Annotated in this window: 17 protein-coding genes; 13 read left to right on the top strand and 4 right to left on the bottom strand. The window is 61.6% G+C overall.

Annotated elements, in window-relative coordinates; genetic code table 11:
* Positions 1–112: 112 nt before the first annotated feature.
* The 3 genes from GH665_RS33300 to GH665_RS33290 form a co-directional block, all read right to left on the bottom strand.
* On the bottom strand, positions 113–1,132 hold the full coding sequence (locus GH665_RS33300; protein ID WP_153141349.1) for a MerR family transcriptional regulator: 1,020 nt from the start codon (positions 1,130–1,132) through the stop codon (positions 113–115).
* 118 nt (positions 1,133–1,250) lie between these two features.
* Positions 1,251–1,649, bottom strand: a complete 399-nt coding sequence (copM, locus tag GH665_RS33295) for a CopM family metallochaperone (protein WP_153142416.1) — start codon at positions 1,647–1,649, stop codon at positions 1,251–1,253.
* Between the two features lie 111 nt (positions 1,650–1,760).
* Positions 1,761–1,958 carry a heavy-metal-associated domain-containing protein gene (locus GH665_RS33290; protein ID WP_046571345.1) on the bottom strand — a complete coding sequence of 66 codons (198 nt, stop codon included), beginning with the start codon at positions 1,956–1,958 and terminating at the stop codon, positions 1,761–1,763.
* Positions 1,959–2,141: 183 nt separating this feature from the next.
* Between GH665_RS33290 and GH665_RS33285 the strand changes: the two genes are divergently transcribed.
* From GH665_RS33285 to GH665_RS33225, 13 genes are all read left to right on the top strand, one after another.
* Entirely contained in the window at positions 2,142–2,567 is a 426-nt protein-coding gene (locus GH665_RS33285) for a hypothetical protein (RefSeq protein ID WP_153141348.1), read from the top strand.
* Between the two features lie 93 nt (positions 2,568–2,660).
* On the top strand, positions 2,661–2,984 hold the full coding sequence (locus GH665_RS33280) for a hypothetical protein (RefSeq protein ID WP_246216445.1): 324 nt from the start codon (positions 2,661–2,663) through the stop codon (positions 2,982–2,984).
* The gene (locus GH665_RS33275) at positions 2,981–4,414 is read left to right on the top strand and encodes a TolC family protein (RefSeq protein WP_153141347.1); all 1,434 of its coding nucleotides are present in this window, start codon (positions 2,981–2,983) and stop codon (positions 4,412–4,414) included. The genes GH665_RS33280 and GH665_RS33275 overlap by 4 nt, the downstream gene beginning before the upstream one ends.
* Position 4,415: 1 nt before the next feature.
* The gene (locus GH665_RS33270; RefSeq protein ID WP_153141346.1) at positions 4,416–5,708 is read left to right on the top strand and encodes a copper oxidase; all 1,293 of its coding nucleotides are present in this window, start codon (positions 4,416–4,418) and stop codon (positions 5,706–5,708) included.
* A gap of 181 nt (positions 5,709–5,889) precedes the next feature.
* On the top strand, positions 5,890–6,858 hold the full coding sequence (locus GH665_RS33265; protein WP_153141345.1) for an O-fucosyltransferase family protein: 969 nt from the start codon (positions 5,890–5,892) through the stop codon (positions 6,856–6,858).
* Between the two features lie 331 nt (positions 6,859–7,189).
* The gene (gene kdpF, locus GH665_RS33260) at positions 7,190–7,285 is read left to right on the top strand and encodes a K(+)-transporting ATPase subunit F (protein WP_028193906.1); all 96 of its coding nucleotides are present in this window, start codon (positions 7,190–7,192) and stop codon (positions 7,283–7,285) included.
* Complete coding sequence (gene kdpA, locus GH665_RS33255) at positions 7,282–9,090, top strand: potassium-transporting ATPase subunit KdpA (RefSeq protein ID WP_153141344.1); 1,809 nt, start codon at positions 7,282–7,284, stop codon at positions 9,088–9,090. The genes kdpF and kdpA overlap by 4 nt, the downstream gene beginning before the upstream one ends.
* A 13-nt stretch (positions 9,091–9,103) precedes the next feature.
* Positions 9,104–11,239, top strand: a complete 2,136-nt coding sequence (gene kdpB / locus GH665_RS33250) for a potassium-transporting ATPase subunit KdpB (RefSeq protein WP_153141343.1) — start codon at positions 9,104–9,106, stop codon at positions 11,237–11,239.
* A gap of 18 nt (positions 11,240–11,257) precedes the next feature.
* Positions 11,258–11,839, top strand: coding sequence for a potassium-transporting ATPase subunit KdpC (gene kdpC / locus GH665_RS33245; protein ID WP_153141342.1), 582 nt, complete (start codon positions 11,258–11,260; stop codon positions 11,837–11,839).
* 104 nt (positions 11,840–11,943) lie between these two features.
* Positions 11,944–12,642, top strand: a complete 699-nt coding sequence (locus GH665_RS33240) for a response regulator (protein ID WP_153141341.1) — start codon at positions 11,944–11,946, stop codon at positions 12,640–12,642.
* A 119-nt stretch (positions 12,643–12,761) separates the two neighbouring features.
* Positions 12,762–12,977, top strand: coding sequence for a hypothetical protein (locus GH665_RS33235; RefSeq protein WP_030098922.1), 216 nt, complete (start codon positions 12,762–12,764; stop codon positions 12,975–12,977).
* Between the two features lie 6 nt (positions 12,978–12,983).
* Positions 12,984–13,331, top strand: a complete 348-nt coding sequence (locus GH665_RS33230; protein WP_028193900.1) for a hypothetical protein — start codon at positions 12,984–12,986, stop codon at positions 13,329–13,331.
* Positions 13,332–13,497: 166 nt separating this feature from the next.
* A complete protein-coding gene (locus GH665_RS33225) occupies positions 13,498–13,914 on the top strand; it encodes a universal stress protein (RefSeq protein WP_153141340.1) in 417 nt (138 codons plus the stop codon).
* A 67-nt stretch (positions 13,915–13,981) separates the two neighbouring features.
* On the opposite strand, the gene GH665_RS33220 is transcribed toward GH665_RS33225, so the two are convergent.
* Positions 13,982–14,602, bottom strand: coding sequence for an ABC transporter ATP-binding protein (locus GH665_RS33220; protein WP_153141339.1), 621 nt, complete (start codon positions 14,600–14,602; stop codon positions 13,982–13,984).
* Positions 14,603–14,886 lie beyond the last annotated feature (284 nt).

The raw sequence follows: 14,886 nt of genomic DNA, 5'->3' as shown, positions 1-14,886 counted from the left end.
CAGGTGATGGACGCGTTCGATATCCACGAGGAAGCCATTGCGCATACTTCGCTATGAAGTTCGTGCGCATGGTCCCCACCGCGTATTGCTCACCACACCGCACCGCACCACCTCAATGCGGCTGCGCGATCTCCAGCGCATCGCGAAGATAGGCGAGCATGGCCTGATCGATGCCCGTGCCCGCCAGGATCGCGGGTTCGTTCTCGTAGGCGGCGCGCAGTTTCCGGTGAGTTTCCGGGTCCGGGCCGACATAATCGTTGAACAGGTCCATCCAGTGCAGCGCGAGCTTTTGAACCGATGGCTCGTGAGCGGTTTTACCGCTTTCCATAGCGCGCCGGATTTCCGCGACGAGACCCGGCCACTCGGAGACGTAACGCTCGTCTCCGTCACGCATGCGTTGCAGTTCCTGCGGTGACAGGTATTTTGCATAGAGCGCGAACTTCGAGTGTCTGATAGCCCGTGTCATATACGCCATCAACTCAGTCGTAATACCGCTTTTCACCTGCAGCGACGGTTCATTGCGATGCATGGTGTCGAGCTTCGAAAGCAGACTCGGATCGCCGCCGGTGTAATCGGCCACCAGCGAGGTCCAGCGCTGCGCCAACGCCTGGGCCTCGTTGCTTTCGACAGGAATGCCGCGATCCATCAGCGCGTGCACCGCCTGAATCAATGCCGGCCAGTCGGCCGCCCCGGCGCTCTTGTTCGAACGAAGCTGGTTCTGCTCTTCCTGCGTAAGATATTTATCTTGCATGGTCATCAACTCCAACGTGGTTAGCCAGTCGGCAAGATCGGGTTCTTCTCCCGTCATCAACTGCCCGCGCAAACGATAAAGCCTGTCGCGCAGGTCGGTTGCCCGATCGATCTGTCGAGTCAGCGCTGCGATCTGCTGCTCGACAACCGAAGCGAGGGAGGAGTCCGGTCTGGCCAGCAAGGCTCCGATGTCGGCCAGCGACAGGTCCAGCCGCCGCATCGCCTGAATCTGGTGCAGCCTGGCGATGTCGTCGCGGTTGTAGAGCCGGTAGCCCGAATCGGAGCGGGCAGAAGGCGTGAGCAAGCCGATTGCGTCGTAGTGATGAAGCGTGCGTACCGTAATGCCGGATCGCCTGGCTAGTTCACCTACTTTCAGCAGCATCGAAATTGCTCCTTTCTTCATGCCTGCATGGAGACTAAAACCTGACGTTGCGTGAGGGTCAAGCAGGGCATTGAAACTTCTAAACGTCAAAGTGTTGAGGCGGCAATCGTACCTGTTGTCACTTGTCGCCGTGCTTCGCCTGCCAGCGCTGCATGAACGCGATCTCCTCGTGTTGCGCCTTGATAATGTTGCGGGCCAGGCGTTTCAGCTCGGGATCCTTGCCGTATTTCAGCTCTACCTGGGCCATTTCGACCGCGCCCTGATGGTGCGGGATCATATGCGCGACGAAGTCCTTGTCGGCATCGCCCGTGTAGGTCGGTGCGTCCATGGCCTGCATCATTTTCTCGTCGGCGTCCTTGAAAGCCTGGGTCGACGCACTCGATCCGGTGTCCGCCGGGCCGGACATGTCCATGCCGGGCATCGACGCCGCCTGCTGCGCGTGGACGGGCGTTGCCGCGACAACGAATGCCATGCCGCTCACAACGCAAAGGGCACGGAATGCGCGAAGATTTTTCATGTTTTTCATATTGGGTGTTCCGTTTGGGACAAGGGGATATCGGACGGCCATGAATGATGCTGCGAACAGGGGGCGCGCGCAACGCATCAGACATGGCCTGATGCGCTCTGTTCAGGTCCTGAGCGAAGCATGAAAGCCCGCCGCCTCGATTGCCTCGATGACGCGTTGCGGTGGCAAGCTCGACGCGACCTTCACGATTTTAACGGCGACATCGACGTCGAGCTTCGCCGCGGGGTCGAGGCCAGTCACTGCACGGGCAATCGCATTGGCGCAGCCGCCGCACGTCATATCCGGGATTGCGAATTCCATTTCCTACCTCCAGTGTGAAGTCAGAACCTGAGCTTGGACCTTCCCACGGCGGGAAGGTCAAGCGTATCTATCCTTGTTCATGTTGTCAGCGGCCGTGAACCCTCGGGGTGCAAAAAAAATGGCCCGGGCCGACCCGCTTCCTGCCTTACAGTCTTCTTAATCAGCGTGCTAGACTCCGTACCCATGTCTTACTGGCGCAAACTTTTCCTCGTCGTGCTGCTCGCGCTGAGCCTTCCGGTTCAGTCGTTCGCGGCCGTCTCCATGAAATGCGAGTCCTCGCAGATCGGTGGGGAAGGGGGGGGCATGCATCGTCAGAATGCCAGTGAGATGACCCATCAGCATGGCGGAGCCGAAATGATGATGGCCGCTAGCGGCCATGATGACGCCAGTGTGCAGGCCCAGAATCACAGTCATCCGGGCGGTGCGCATCATGCTCACATCTGCCCGGCTTGCGCGTCCTGCTGTTTCGGCGGTGGTTTGCCGGCCGATTCGTTAGCGGCGATATCCGCCGCCGTTGTTCCTTTCGCCGTACCTCTTCCTCCTGCAGCCCGCGTCGCGTCGTTTCTGACCGACGGCATCGAGCGACCTCCCCGAATCTCTGTCGTCTAGTTCTTTCGCAGCGTGATGCTGCGATGTTCAATTTCGCCTTGATGGCCGCACGTTGCACGTCGGCCGTCCAGGTGGCATACGACGAGAAAATCAATGCGAACGTTTATTGCGGCGCTGCTCGGCGCGACGGCAGTATTGCCGGCGCTCGTGCACGCCATGCCCACACGTCCCGATCCGGCGGATCCGGCGGCATCGGTTCCTGCTGTGAATGTACCGTCAGTCTTTGCGGACTATCGACCTTACCGGGAGCAGAAAACACCCGGCTGGCAAGCGCTCAATCGCGCGGTGGCGAGTCCATCCGGCGGGGCCGGAATGAACCACGGTCAAATGCATTCGGGCAGTGACGCTGATGATGATGCCAACGATGGCACCAACGATGACCAGTACGGCGCCCATCACGAGGAGCCGGCGAAATGAAGCGCACTCCCTTTCCAGATAGCCGCTTTATCGCCGCCGTCACCGTGCTGGTGTTTCTCACCGGCTGCACGACGTTTTCGAAGGACGGCGGCTTCGACACTGTTTCCAACACGGCATCGCAGCGGCTTGGAAAAGACGCCGTGCTGGTGAGAACGGACGAAAACCGCAGCGCTGTAACCCGGCGTACGCAAGAACTGTTGTCCGGGCCACTCAGCATGGACGACGCGGTCCAGATCGCACTGCTGAACAACCGTGGATTGCAAGCCTCGTACAGCGAACTCGGCATTGCCGAGGCGGACCTGGTGCAGGCGGGACGGTTGCCGAATCCCGGCTTCACATTCAGCCGTACACACGGGGGCAGCGATCTGAGCATCAGCCGCACGTTCACGCTCGGCCTGTTGAGCGTGCTGACGCTGCCCTTGGCGACACGCATTGAAAGCGGCCGTTTCGAGCAGACCCGGCTGCTCGCGGCGGATGCCATGCTCAAGGTCGCCGCCGACGCGCGCCGTGCCTATATCGGTGCCGTCGCGACGAAGCAATCGGCTGCCTACGCGGAGCAGGTGAAGGACTCGGCGCAAGCCGGTGCCGAGCTCGCGCTGCGCATGCAGCAGGCCGGCAATTTCAGCAAGCTCGACTACGCGCGTGAGCAGGCCTTCTACGCGCAAGCCGTCGCGCAACTGGCGAAGGCGCGGCAACAGTCCGTATCCGCGCAGGAAAAACTCACTCGTACGATGGGCCTATGGGGTTCGCAGGCCCGGTATGACCTCCCCGAGCGTCTGCCCGACCTGCCTGCAACCCGGCCCGAGTTGCCGGATCTCGAGCGCTTCGCGATGGAGAACCGCCTGGACATTCAGGCCGCGAAGCTGCAGACGCAAAGCGTGGCCCGTTCTCTAGGCCTGAGCCGGGCAACACGATTCATCAATGCGCTCGATGTCGGGTATCAGAACAACTTTACGAGCTCCGATGGCCGCGAGCAGGGCTACGAGATCAGCGTCGAGATTCCGGTCTTCGACTGGGGCGCCTCGAAAGTGGCGCGCGCCGAAGCGATCTATCTACAGTCCGCGAACCGCGTCGCCGAGACCGCGATCAATGCCCGCTCCGAGGTGCGGGAATCGTATTCGGCCTATGTGACGAACTACGACGTAGCGAAGCACTATCGCGACGAAGTGGTGCCGATCCGCAAAACCATTTCGGACGAACTGCTGCTTCGCTATAACGGCATGCTCGCGAGCGTATTCGAACTGCTCGCCGATTCGCGCGACCAGATCGGCGCCGTGAACAGCGCGATCGACGCGCTCAGGGACTACTGGCTCGCGCAAACCGATCTGCAACAGGGGCTCGGCGGCCGTCTGCCGCCTCTCGCAATGGCCTCGGCGCCATTCGCATCCACGGCGCCGCAAGCGTCATCCACCGATTCTGAAGGGCAATGACATGGTGTCTCGTCGAAATTTTCTCAGCGGCTCCGGCGCCGCGTTGTTGGGGGCGGCACTGGTCAGCAAGGCCGGCGCGGCATCATTGCCCGAGGCGCCCACGATGATCACCGCCGCGATGCAGCCACCGCTCGCGCCGCCGGGTGGGCGGCCATATATGCCCGTTGCCACGTTGAACGGCTGGTCGCTGCCGTGGCGCATGAAGAACGGCTGGAAGGAGTTTCATCTGATTGCCGAGCCGGTGGTGCGCGAACTCGCGCCGGGCATGAGTGCTCATCTGTGGGGCTATAACGGTCAGGCGCCGGGGCCGACCATCGAGGCCGTTGAAGGCGACAAGGTTCGCATCTTCGTGACCAACAGGCTGCCGGAGCACACCACGGTTCACTGGCACGGCATGCTCCTGCCGTGCGGCATGGACGGCGTCGGCGGTCTCACGCAGCCGCATATTCCGCCGGGGAAGACTTTTGTCTATGAGTTCCAGCTGGAGAAGCACGGCACGTTCATGTATCACCCGCACGCCGACGAGATGGTGCAGATGGCGATGGGCATGATGGGCAGCTTCATCGTTCATCCGAAGGACCCGGGCGTCATGCGGGTGGATCGCGACTTCGTGTTCATCATGTCCGCGTACGACATCGACCCAGGCAGCTTCACGCCGCGCGTGAACGAGATGACCGACTTCAACATGTGGACGTGGAATGCCCGTGTGTTTCCGGGTATCGATGCGTTGCCGGTGCGCGCCGGCGATCGCGTGCGCATTCGCGTCGGCAATCTGACGATGACCAATCACCCGATCCACCTGCACGGCTACCATTTCGAAGTGGTGGGAACGGACGGCGGATGGATTCCGCCCTCGGCGCGCTGGCCGGAGGTGACCGCGGATGTCGCCGTCGGCCAGATGCGTGCGATTGAGTTCACCGCGAACCGGCCCGGCGACTGGGCGTTTCATTGCCACAAGTCCCATCACACGATGAATGCGATGGGGCACCAGGTGCCGAACCTGATCGGCGTGCCGCAGCAGGACCTCGCGAAGCGTATCAACAAGCTGGTGCCCGATTACATGGCGATGGGCAGCACGGGCGGTTCAATGGGTGGCATGGAAATGCCGCTACCCGACAACACCCTGCCGATGATGACCGGCACAGGACCGTTCGGCGCGCTCGAAATGGGCGGCATGTTCAGCGTCGTGAAAGTGCGGGAGGGGCTGGGGCGCAACGACTATCGCGACCCGGGGTGGTTCAGGCATCCGGAAGGAACCGTTGCGTACGAATACACCGGCGAGCTGCCTGGTTGAGTTGGCGGCGCGGCATGCCGATCCAGGGAAAACCTTACCGATTCTTTGTGCGCTAGCTCACCAAGACGGGCCGAACCTTACGTGAGCTGACTTCTTGAAATGCTATGCTGGGTCGTCCGTTCCTTCGCAGTCAAACAGGTCCGTGCCATTTCAAAGAATACCTAATTAATTAGGAGTCGGCATGTTGAGAAAGGTGGTCGATCGGGCGAAACAGATCCGACGCAGCGAGGGATTCAAGCATTCCGTGGCCATGCCGCGCCGGCTCTCACTTCACGCCAGGCAACGTTTGAACAGGGGCGTTTTCTCCATCGAGATTCAGGAGAACTCCGGGTTTTTCTCCGTGATGCAGATGGTCCTGTTTATTCTGATGTATTGCGACGAGAAATGCCTCACCCCGTGCATTAGCGCGCGCGGTGGGCTGTATGGCGACGCCGAGGGGAAACTGGACTGGTTCTCGGTTTTCTTCGAACCAGTGCGTCCCGCCTCGGGTGTTGCGGTCACCCATAAAGTGAGGACGTCGACGGTTCGCGACCTGGTCCATCTGGGCTTTCGTCAGCGTTATGAATGCCTGCTTCAACTCAGGAGCGCAAGCGAACTGTTCTTCGCCCACTATCGGCCGGCCGCGCGTATCCTCGAAGAAGTCGACGCGATCTGCCGCAAGCTCGGGATCGGCGCGTCGACCCTTGGCGCGCATTTCAGAGGAACCGACAAGACTCTGGAGGCCGTGCCGGTTTCCTGGGGAAGCTTCTGCCGGCAGGTGGAATCGGCGCTCGCGGAAAATCCGCACCTCGACCATATTTTCATATCGAGCGACGAACAGGCGTTTATCGATTTCTTTATCGCGTGGCCGTTCGGCAAGCCGGTCACGGTCGCACCGGCAAAACACCTGGCATGCGGCAGCACACCCGTTCACTTCAGCGGCTATCCCGGACTCGAGATTGGCCGCGAGGCGCTGCTTTCCAGCCTGCTGCTCGCCAATTGCGGGTTTCTCGTGAAGACGCCGTCTTACCTGTCCGCCTGGTCGAAGATCTTCAATCCCTCCCTTCCGGTGAAACTCGTCTCGCCACCGCGCCCGGACGCATTCTGGTTTCCCGACAGCCGGCTCTGGCTCGAACAGGCCGCGCACGATAAGGCGGCTCAGGCGGCATAGGCTGCGCGGTCTGCCGCTTGATCTGCCGCGTGGTCCGTTTACACCGCCTGATTTCAAACGGCGGTACGAAAATCCGAAAGTCTCCCGACAGGACCGTGCCGCTAAACCGGCGCGGCGCTCCCTGCCTTCCGCTCCCGCCATATTTACGAAACGCGGCTAAGTCTTAACGCTGTGTTTACGCGGATTTTCCTAGATTTCACGGTACAGGAGTCCCTTGTGGAGACTGGGCCATGGATCTGCTTTATCTCATCGCAATCGTTGCGTTCGGCGGTCTCGTTGCGGCCTTCGTAATGGGCTGCGACAAGTTGCACCGCGCACCTGGAGGCCGTCCATGACTACCTGGATGACCTGGCTCGCCGCGGCCTCGACGCTGATTCTGTTCGCTTACCTCGTGTATGCACTGCTGCGCGCGGAGGCTCTCGAATGAACTTCAACAACCTGGTTCAGCCCGGCGTTTTCATCGTCGTGCTGATCGCGCTCGCCATACCGCTCGGCCGTTACATGACCGGCGTGGTGGACGGTTCCTCGGTGGCCGTGCGCCGGCTCGGGCGGCCGATCGAAACCGCGTTCTACAAGCTCGCCGGGGTCGACCCCAGCGCCGAAATGTCGTGGAAGCACTATGCGCTGGCCGTGCTGGCGTTCAATACCCTCGGTGTGGCCGCAGTGTACGGATTTCTGCGTCTGCAGCAATGGCTGCCTGCGAACCCGCAAGGCTTCGGACCGATGACACCCGACGCCGCCTTCAACACGGCGGTCAGCTTCGTGACCAACACGAACTGGCAGGACTACACGCCGGAATCGACCGTCAGCTATCTGACGCAAATGGCCGCGCTGACGGTGCAAAACTTCCTTTCGGCCGCCACCGGCATTGCTGTCGTGGTCGCGTTGATTCGCGGTTTCGCGCGCCATACGACGGCGACGATCGGCAATTTCTGGGTCGATCTGACGCGTATCACGCTGTATATCCTCGCGCCGCTCGCAACGGTGATTGCGCTTGTCCTGATCAGCCAGGGCGTGATTCAGAACTTCAAGTCGTACGAAGACGTGCCGACGCTGCAGGTGACGACGTATCAAACGCCGAAGACCGACGCTCAGGGCAATCCCGTCAAGGACGCCAAAGGCAACCCGGTGATGGTGGACAACAAGGCCGACAAGCAGACCCTCGCGATGGGGCCGGTCGCGTCGCAGGAAGCGATCAAGATGCTCGGGACCAACGGCGGGGGTTTTTTCAACGCCAATTCCGCGCATCCGTACGAGAACCCGACGCCGTTTTCCAACTTCGTGCAGATGATCTCGATGCTGGTTATCCCGGCTGCGCTGTGCGTGGTGTTCGGCCGGATGGTGGGCGACGCGCGTCAGGGCTATGCCGTGCTCGCGGCAATGACGATTGCTTTCGCGCTCGCCTGCTGGGGTGAGATTTCGTCGGAGCAGAACGGCAATCCGCTGTATGCGTCGCTGCATGTCGATCAAACAGCGTCGGCCACGCAGCCCGGCGGCAACATGGAAGGCAAGGAAACCCGCTTCGGCATCGCGCAATCCGGCATCTTTACCGTGGCGACCACCGCCGCGTCGTGCGGCGCCGTGAATAACACGCACGATTCACTGACGCCGATGGGTGGCTTCGTTCCGCTCCTGTTGATTGAACTCGGCGAGGTGATCTTTGGGGGCGTCGGCTCGGGTCTCTACGGCATGCTCGTGTTCGCGTTGCTGGCGGTGTTCGTGGCCGGTCTGATGATTGGGAGGACGCCGGAATATATCGGCAAGAAGATCGAGTCGTACGAGATGAAGATGGTGTCGATTGCCGTGCTGCTCACGCCGCTGCTCGTGCTGGTCGGCGCATCGATCGCCGTGCTGACGGCAGCCGGCGTGGCGGGCATCGCCAATCCTGGGCCCCATGGCTTCTCCGAGATTCTCTACGCCTACAGTTCTGCCGCCAATAACAACGGCAGCGCGTTCGCCGGCCTCTCGGTCAATACGCCGTTCTACAACAGCACGCTGGCCTTCGTCATGTGGTTCGGCCGCTTCGGCTCGATTGTGCCGGTGCTGGCGATCGCCGGGTCGCTGGCCGCCAAGAAACGCATCTCCGCCACCGCCGGCACGCTGCCGACGCACGGCCCGCTGTTCGTGGTGCTGCTGCTCGGCACCGTGGTGCTGGTCGGCGCACTTACGTACGTGCCGGCGCTGGCGCTCGGCCCTGTGGTTGAACATCTGATCATGGTCGCGGGACATTGACTGAGAGGACAGCATGACTAACGGACTCCAACCGCCGGTTCATCAGCCGGGCAACATCGGCCAGGCGCGCAATGCCGCGCGCTCGATGTTCGACCCGGCGATTGCCCGGCCGGCGCTCGTCGATTCGTTCAGGAAACTCGCGCCACGTCATCAATTGCGTAATCCGGTGATGTTCTGCGTGTACGTCGGCAGCATTCTGACCACCATTCTGTGGATCGCGGCGCTCGGGGGACAGGCCGAGGCGCCCGCCGGTTTCATTCTCGCGATCGCGCTCTGGCTGTGGTTTACCGTGCTGTTCGCGAACTTCGCCGAGGCGCTCGCCGAGGGCCGCTCCAAAGCGCAAGCGGCTTCGCTGCGCGGCGCGAAGCACAACGTGATGGCGAAGAAGCTGCAGGAGGCGCATCCCAAGTCGCCGATCCGCATCACAACCGCGACCGAACTGCGTAAAGGCGATGTCGTGCTGGTCGAAACCGGCGATGTGATTCCGGCTGACGGCGAGGTCCTCGAAGGTGTCGCGTCGGTCGACGAATCGGCGATCACGGGCGAATCCGCACCGGTGATCCGCGAGTCGGGCGGTGATTTTTCGTCGGTAACGGGCGGCACGCGCGTGCTGTCGGACTGGATTGTCGTGCGGGTCACCGTGAACCCGGGCGAGGCCTTCCTCGACCGCATGATCGCGATGGTCGAAGGCGCGAAGCGTCAGAAAACGCCGAACGAAATCGCGCTGACGATTCTGCTGGTCGCGCTGACGCTCGTGCTGCTGTTCGCCACCGCAACGCTGTTGCCGTTCTCGATGTTCTCGGTCGAGGCCGCGAAAGCAGGGCACGTGGTCACGATCACGGCGCTGGTCGCGTTGCTGGTGTGTCTGATTCCGACCACCATCGGCGGCCTGTTGTCGGCGATCGGCGTGGCCGGCATGAGCCGCATGATGCAGGCGAACGTGATCGCCACCTCGGGCCGTGCCGTGGAAGCGGCGGGCGACGTCGACGTGCTGCTGCTCGACAAGACCGGCACGATCACGCTCGGCAATCGGCAGGCCTCGGCTTTCACGCCGGCTCCGGGTGTCACGGAGGAACAGCTTGCCGACGCGGCGCAACTGTCCTCGCTCGCCGACGAAACACCGGAGGGGCGCAGCATCGTCGTGCTGGCCAAGCAGCGCTTCAATATTCGCGAGCGCGATATGCATGCGTTGCAGGCGACCTTCCTCGCCTTTAGCGCCCAGTCGCGGATGAGCGGTGTCGATCTGCCCGAGCGGGAGATCCGCAAGGGGGCGTCCGATGCGATCAAACACTACGTCGAGGCGCGCGGCGGCCGGTTTCCCGCGGAGCTGACCGCGGCGGTGTCGGAGATCGCGCGGCGTGGCAGCACCCCGCTGGTGGTCGCGCAACATGATCGCGGCGAGGGGGCCGCGCGCTGCCTGGGCGTGATCGAGTTGAAGGATATCGTCAAGGGCGGTATCAAGGAACGCTTCGCCGAACTGCGCAAGATGGGTATCAAGACCATCATGGTGACGGGCGACAACCGTCTCACGGCCGCCGCGATTGCAGCCGAAGCAGGCGTCGACGATTTCCTCGCCGAAGCCACGCCGGAAGCGAAGCTCGCCACGATCCGTTCGCACCAGGCCGAAGGCCGCCTCGTCGCGATGACCGGCGACGGCACTAACGACGCCCCGGCGCTTGCGCAGGCGGACGTGGCGGTGGCGATGAACACCGGTACGCAGGCCGCGAAAGAAGCCGGCAACATGGTCGACCTCGATTCGAATCCGACCAAGCTGATCGAGATCGTCGAGATCGGCAAGCAGATGCTGATGACGCGCGGCTCGCTCACCACGTTCTCGATTGCGAACGACGTCGCCAAGTACTTCGCGATCATTCCGGCGGCGTTCGCGACGACCTATCCGCAACTGCGCGTGCTCGACGTGATGCATCTGAGCTCGCCCTCGTCGGCCATTCTGTCGGCGGTGATTTTCAATGCGCTGATTATCGTTGCGCTGATCCCGCTGGCGCTCAAGGGCGTGAAATACCGGGCGCTGGGCGCGGCGTCGCTGTTGCGCCGCAATCTGCTGATCTACGGACTGGGCGGAATACTGCTGCCGTTCCCGTTCATCAAGCTGATCGATATGGTGCTGAACGTGTTCGGCTGGGTCTGACCCAATAGAGTGAAGATCATGAAAACGCTGCTTCGTCCGCTGCTCGTTCTGTTCATCCTGATGACCGTGATCACCGGGGTGATCTATCCGATCGTTGTGACCGTAATCGGTCATACGGCCTTCGCGGCGCAAGCGAACGGCAGTCTGCTCGAGAAGAACGGCAAGACCGTCGGCTCCGCGCTGATCGGTCAGCAGTTCGACGCGCCGGCCTATTTCTGGGGCCGCCTGTCGGCCACCACGCCCCAGCCCTATAACGCGCAGAACTCGGGTGGTTCGAATCTCGGCCCGACCAACCCCGCACTCGCCGACGAAATAAAAGGCCGCCTCGACGCGTTGAAGGCAGCCGGCAACGACATGTCGCAACCGGTGCCGGTGGATCTGGTGACGTCGTCGGGCAGCGGGCTCGATCCGGAGATCAGTCCGGCGGCGGCCGCCTATCAGGCGGCGCGCGTGGCGAAGGCTCGCGGCCTGACGGTCGATCAGGTGAACGATCTGGTTGCGCGTAACACGTCGGGGCGGCAGTTCGGCCTCTTTGGCGAGGCACGCGTGAACGTGCTGAAACTCAACCTCGCTTTGGACGATCTCAAGCCGATACATTGAACCGGTTGTTTATTGCTGCTCTTTATTGCTGTTCAATCATTTACGGAGACCCCGCCTGGACGTTGGCCGCTACCTCAACGGGGTGCTGCCGACGTGGCACATTCATGAGCGATCCCACCGTAACAGTCGTTGTGATCGACGCTGACAAAGCCATCCGCCGCTTCGTTCGCAGCAGCCTCGAAGCGAACGGCATGAGTGTATTCGAAGCGCAGACCGGCGCACAGGGCCTCGCACAGGCGGCGACGCGGCTGGCGGATCTCGTCATCGTCGATCTGAGTTTGCCGGACATGGACGGCATCGAGGTGATCCGTGAGTTGCGCGGCTGGTCGGCGATGCCGGTGATCGTGCTGTCGGCGCGAAGCCGCGAGGAAGACAAGGTAGCCGCGCTCGATGCCGGCGCCGACGACTACCTCACCAAGCCGTTCGGCCTGCCGGAACTCAGCGCGCGGATTCGCGCGCATTTGCGCAGGCAGGCCAACGGCGACAGGGTCGGCACGCCTCAGGTTCAGTTTGGTTTGGTCACGATCGATCTCGGTGAGCGAAGGGTGGTGCGCGGCAGCCACGTCGTCCATCTCAGCCCCACCGAATATCGCCTTCTGTCCGTGCTGGTGCGCCATCCCGGGCGCGTACTGACGCATGAGCAACTGCTCGGCGAGGTGTGGGGGCCGTTGCGAATCGACAATCACCATTACCTGCGCATCTACATGGCGCATCTGCGCCACAAACTCGAACGCGACCCGGCGCATCCTGAACACATTGTCACGGAGGCCGGCGTGGGGTACCGGCTGGTCGGCGTGCGGTGAATTTCACAGGATTTTTATGGCGCCGGCGGCAATCGTTTCCCGGTCTTTACGGTGTCGTCCGTATAGTTCAAATCTGGCATACCGCCGTAAGAATGAGTCCGCGAATTGAAAGAGGATGTATGGCATTCAAGCAAACAAAGGGTAATGTGACCGTCGAGGCGTGCGTGTTCCCCGCACCGGGCCACATGTTCAAAGGCGCACTGCGCGTAACGACCACGCGGCAAGACAGGCAGATCCAGCAGGTTACCGGGCGTGGCTGCGGCCGGCCGATGCGCGATTGCGCCGCGGCACTGGCCTTGGCCGAAGCCGAAGCACGCCGCATGCTCGGGGTTTGAGAATCGATGACGCCCTCAAGACCCGCCATGATATTCAGGGGGATGTGCAAGGTCGTCGCCATCGCCTTCGTCACCAATCAGGTTCTCACGACTATCTTTACGTACGTCGCGCAGCAACTCGACGCCGCGCTGCCCCATGAAACGATCTGGCTTTTCAGTTGCGTGACATGCGGGTTGCTCACCCTATGGTTGCAATCCGACGCGCGGCGCGCGTTCGGTTTCGCACGCGAGAAGGGCTTCGTGAAGACGGTTGGCGAGCGCAAGCAGGAGTTGCAGATTGCCGAGGATTGTCCGAAGCGGTGGCTGGTCATTCTGCATATCGAACTGAATCCCGCGGCGATACAGACATCGTGAGAACGCGGTACGCCGCAGTGGAATGTGCCTGCATGCGGACACATTCCACTGCGGCGTGCTTTAGCGTGATGATTTTTACATGGCATTTTTTTACACGACACTTTTTACACGACATTAACACCGCATTGGCTAAGCTAAAAGTACAAGCTACCTGCCGGAGTTCTCGATGATACGAATGCTGATTCCTGTTCTCGACCATGGCGGCGCGATAGAGGCCGCGCGCTACGCGGCCTTCATGTTTCTGGAGCGTGGCGTAACCGAAGTCGAATTGCTGGAAGTACTCGAGCCGGTCGATCAGGGGCGCGCAGCAGCCTTCCACACCCGAAGCTCACTGGTGCGGATGGAAAAGCAGGCCATGCTGAAAGCGTTGATCGACGCTCGCACCATACTGGAAGAAGCCGGTGTGCCGTACCACTGGAAACGGGTATTCGGCCACCGCACGAAAGCCATCGCCGACTACGCGGCAAGCACCCAGCCCGACGTGATGGTGATCGACGCAAGCCAGATGGGCTTCTTTAGAAGGCTGGCCGTGTTCGCGTCTCTATCGAGGCGGACCCCCACGCCCGTCACGATGGTTCATTGAATTACCCCACGTTCATCGGCAGCAGCACCATCTGCTTGCCATGCCGGTGCAGCCACCTCGCGCTTATTCAATCCTTACCCAGGCCGGCAAAGCAGAGGGTTCTCGCCTCGCAGGCCTGCGTAAATGCGAGGTCGTAGCTCGAGAAAAAGACGGTGCGGGTTTCAGCGAGCGTTTTAAACAGATCGACCAGAACCGCGCGCGCCGACGCGTCGAGTCCACCAACCGGTTCATCCGCGATCACGACTTTCGTGTCGCCGAGTACCGCCCCCGTGAGAAAGATCTTCTTGCGCGTGCCGAACGACATCTGTTCGAAGCGCTTGTCGAGATGCGGTTCGAGCCCGAAGCGATGGGCGAGATCGAGCGTGTGAGCGTCGAGCACCGTGTTTCGCTCCGACGCCACACGATTCAGATACGCGCGGCCCGTCTGGTCGGGATAGGTCATGCAGTCTTCCGGCACATACGTGAGCACGGATTTCGCCCGATGCGGCGCGCTGCGCAGTGAGTGGCCGCCGAGCCACACCTCGCCCGTGTCGGGTTCGATCGTGCCGGCGAGCATGCCCAGCAACGTGGATTTGCCACTGCCCGATTCATCGTTGAGCGCCACGCATCCTGCTGCAGTGTCGTAATGCAGGTGCTGGAAGAGGAGGCGTTCGCTATAGCGTTTGCTGAGGTTCTCGAATCGAAGCATGGGAGCGGAGTGTATCTGCCGAAGAACGTGCCGCACGCGCTCACGCAGAGTGCGATTTCGCGCGGTGCGGCGGCTCGGGATTCATCGGGAAGTTGGTGGTGTGCAAGTGTAGCAGCGCGCCTCAGGGCACTGCCCGGCGTTTGGACGGCACTGGACAGTTGCGCCATCCGCCGGCGCAGTTGCGCGCAAACATCGGCGTAAGCGGTGTAAAGTTGAGTCTCTTTGCGCCGTTAAGTAAAAGAGCTTCATTTACATTCCAACAATTTCCCGAATTTCTCGACGCT

The organism is Paraburkholderia agricolaris, from assembly GCF_009455635.1.
Lineage (GTDB): Bacteria > Pseudomonadota > Gammaproteobacteria > Burkholderiales > Burkholderiaceae > Paraburkholderia > Paraburkholderia agricolaris.
The sequence above is the reverse complement of the archived record's forward strand: the minus strand, read 5'-3'. Positions and strand labels throughout refer to the sequence as shown.

What these genes read in the sequence shown, in the direction of transcription:
- kdpC (WP_153141342.1), top strand. Translation starts at nt 11,258, where the DNA reads ATGAAAACGCTGCTTCGTCCGCTGCTCGTTCTGTTCATCCTGATGACC.
- kdpF (WP_028193906.1), top strand. Translation starts at nt 7,190, where the DNA reads ATGACTACCTGGATGACCTGGCTCGCCGCGGCCTCGACGCTGATTCTG.
- GH665_RS33240 (WP_153141341.1), top strand. Translation starts at nt 11,944, where the DNA reads ATGAGCGATCCCACCGTAACAGTCGTTGTGATCGACGCTGACAAAGCC.
- GH665_RS33230 (WP_028193900.1), top strand. Translation starts at nt 12,984, where the DNA reads ATGACGCCCTCAAGACCCGCCATGATATTCAGGGGGATGTGCAAGGTC.
- GH665_RS33290 (WP_046571345.1), bottom strand. Translation starts at nt 1,958, where the DNA reads ATGGAATTCGCAATCCCGGATATGACGTGCGGCGGCTGCGCCAATGCG.
- GH665_RS33275 (WP_153141347.1), top strand. Translation starts at nt 2,981, where the DNA reads ATGAAGCGCACTCCCTTTCCAGATAGCCGCTTTATCGCCGCCGTCACC.
- kdpA (WP_153141344.1), top strand. Translation starts at nt 7,282, where the DNA reads ATGAACTTCAACAACCTGGTTCAGCCCGGCGTTTTCATCGTCGTGCTG.
- GH665_RS33285 (WP_153141348.1), top strand. Translation starts at nt 2,142, where the DNA reads ATGTCTTACTGGCGCAAACTTTTCCTCGTCGTGCTGCTCGCGCTGAGC.
- GH665_RS33265 (WP_153141345.1), top strand. Translation starts at nt 5,890, where the DNA reads ATGTTGAGAAAGGTGGTCGATCGGGCGAAACAGATCCGACGCAGCGAG.
- kdpB (WP_153141343.1), top strand. Translation starts at nt 9,104, where the DNA reads ATGACTAACGGACTCCAACCGCCGGTTCATCAGCCGGGCAACATCGGC.
- GH665_RS33235 (WP_030098922.1), top strand. Translation starts at nt 12,762, where the DNA reads ATGGCATTCAAGCAAACAAAGGGTAATGTGACCGTCGAGGCGTGCGTG.
- GH665_RS33220 (WP_153141339.1), bottom strand. Translation starts at nt 14,602, where the DNA reads ATGCTTCGATTCGAGAACCTCAGCAAACGCTATAGCGAACGCCTCCTC.
- GH665_RS33225 (WP_153141340.1), top strand. Translation starts at nt 13,498, where the DNA reads ATGATACGAATGCTGATTCCTGTTCTCGACCATGGCGGCGCGATAGAG.
- copM (WP_153142416.1), bottom strand. Translation starts at nt 1,649, where the DNA reads ATGAAAAATCTTCGCGCATTCCGTGCCCTTTGCGTTGTGAGCGGCATG.
- GH665_RS33280 (WP_246216445.1), top strand. Translation starts at nt 2,661, where the DNA reads ATGCGAACGTTTATTGCGGCGCTGCTCGGCGCGACGGCAGTATTGCCG.
- GH665_RS33270 (WP_153141346.1), top strand. Translation starts at nt 4,416, where the DNA reads ATGGTGTCTCGTCGAAATTTTCTCAGCGGCTCCGGCGCCGCGTTGTTG.
- GH665_RS33300 (WP_153141349.1), bottom strand. Translation starts at nt 1,132, where the DNA reads ATGCTGCTGAAAGTAGGTGAACTAGCCAGGCGATCCGGCATTACGGTA.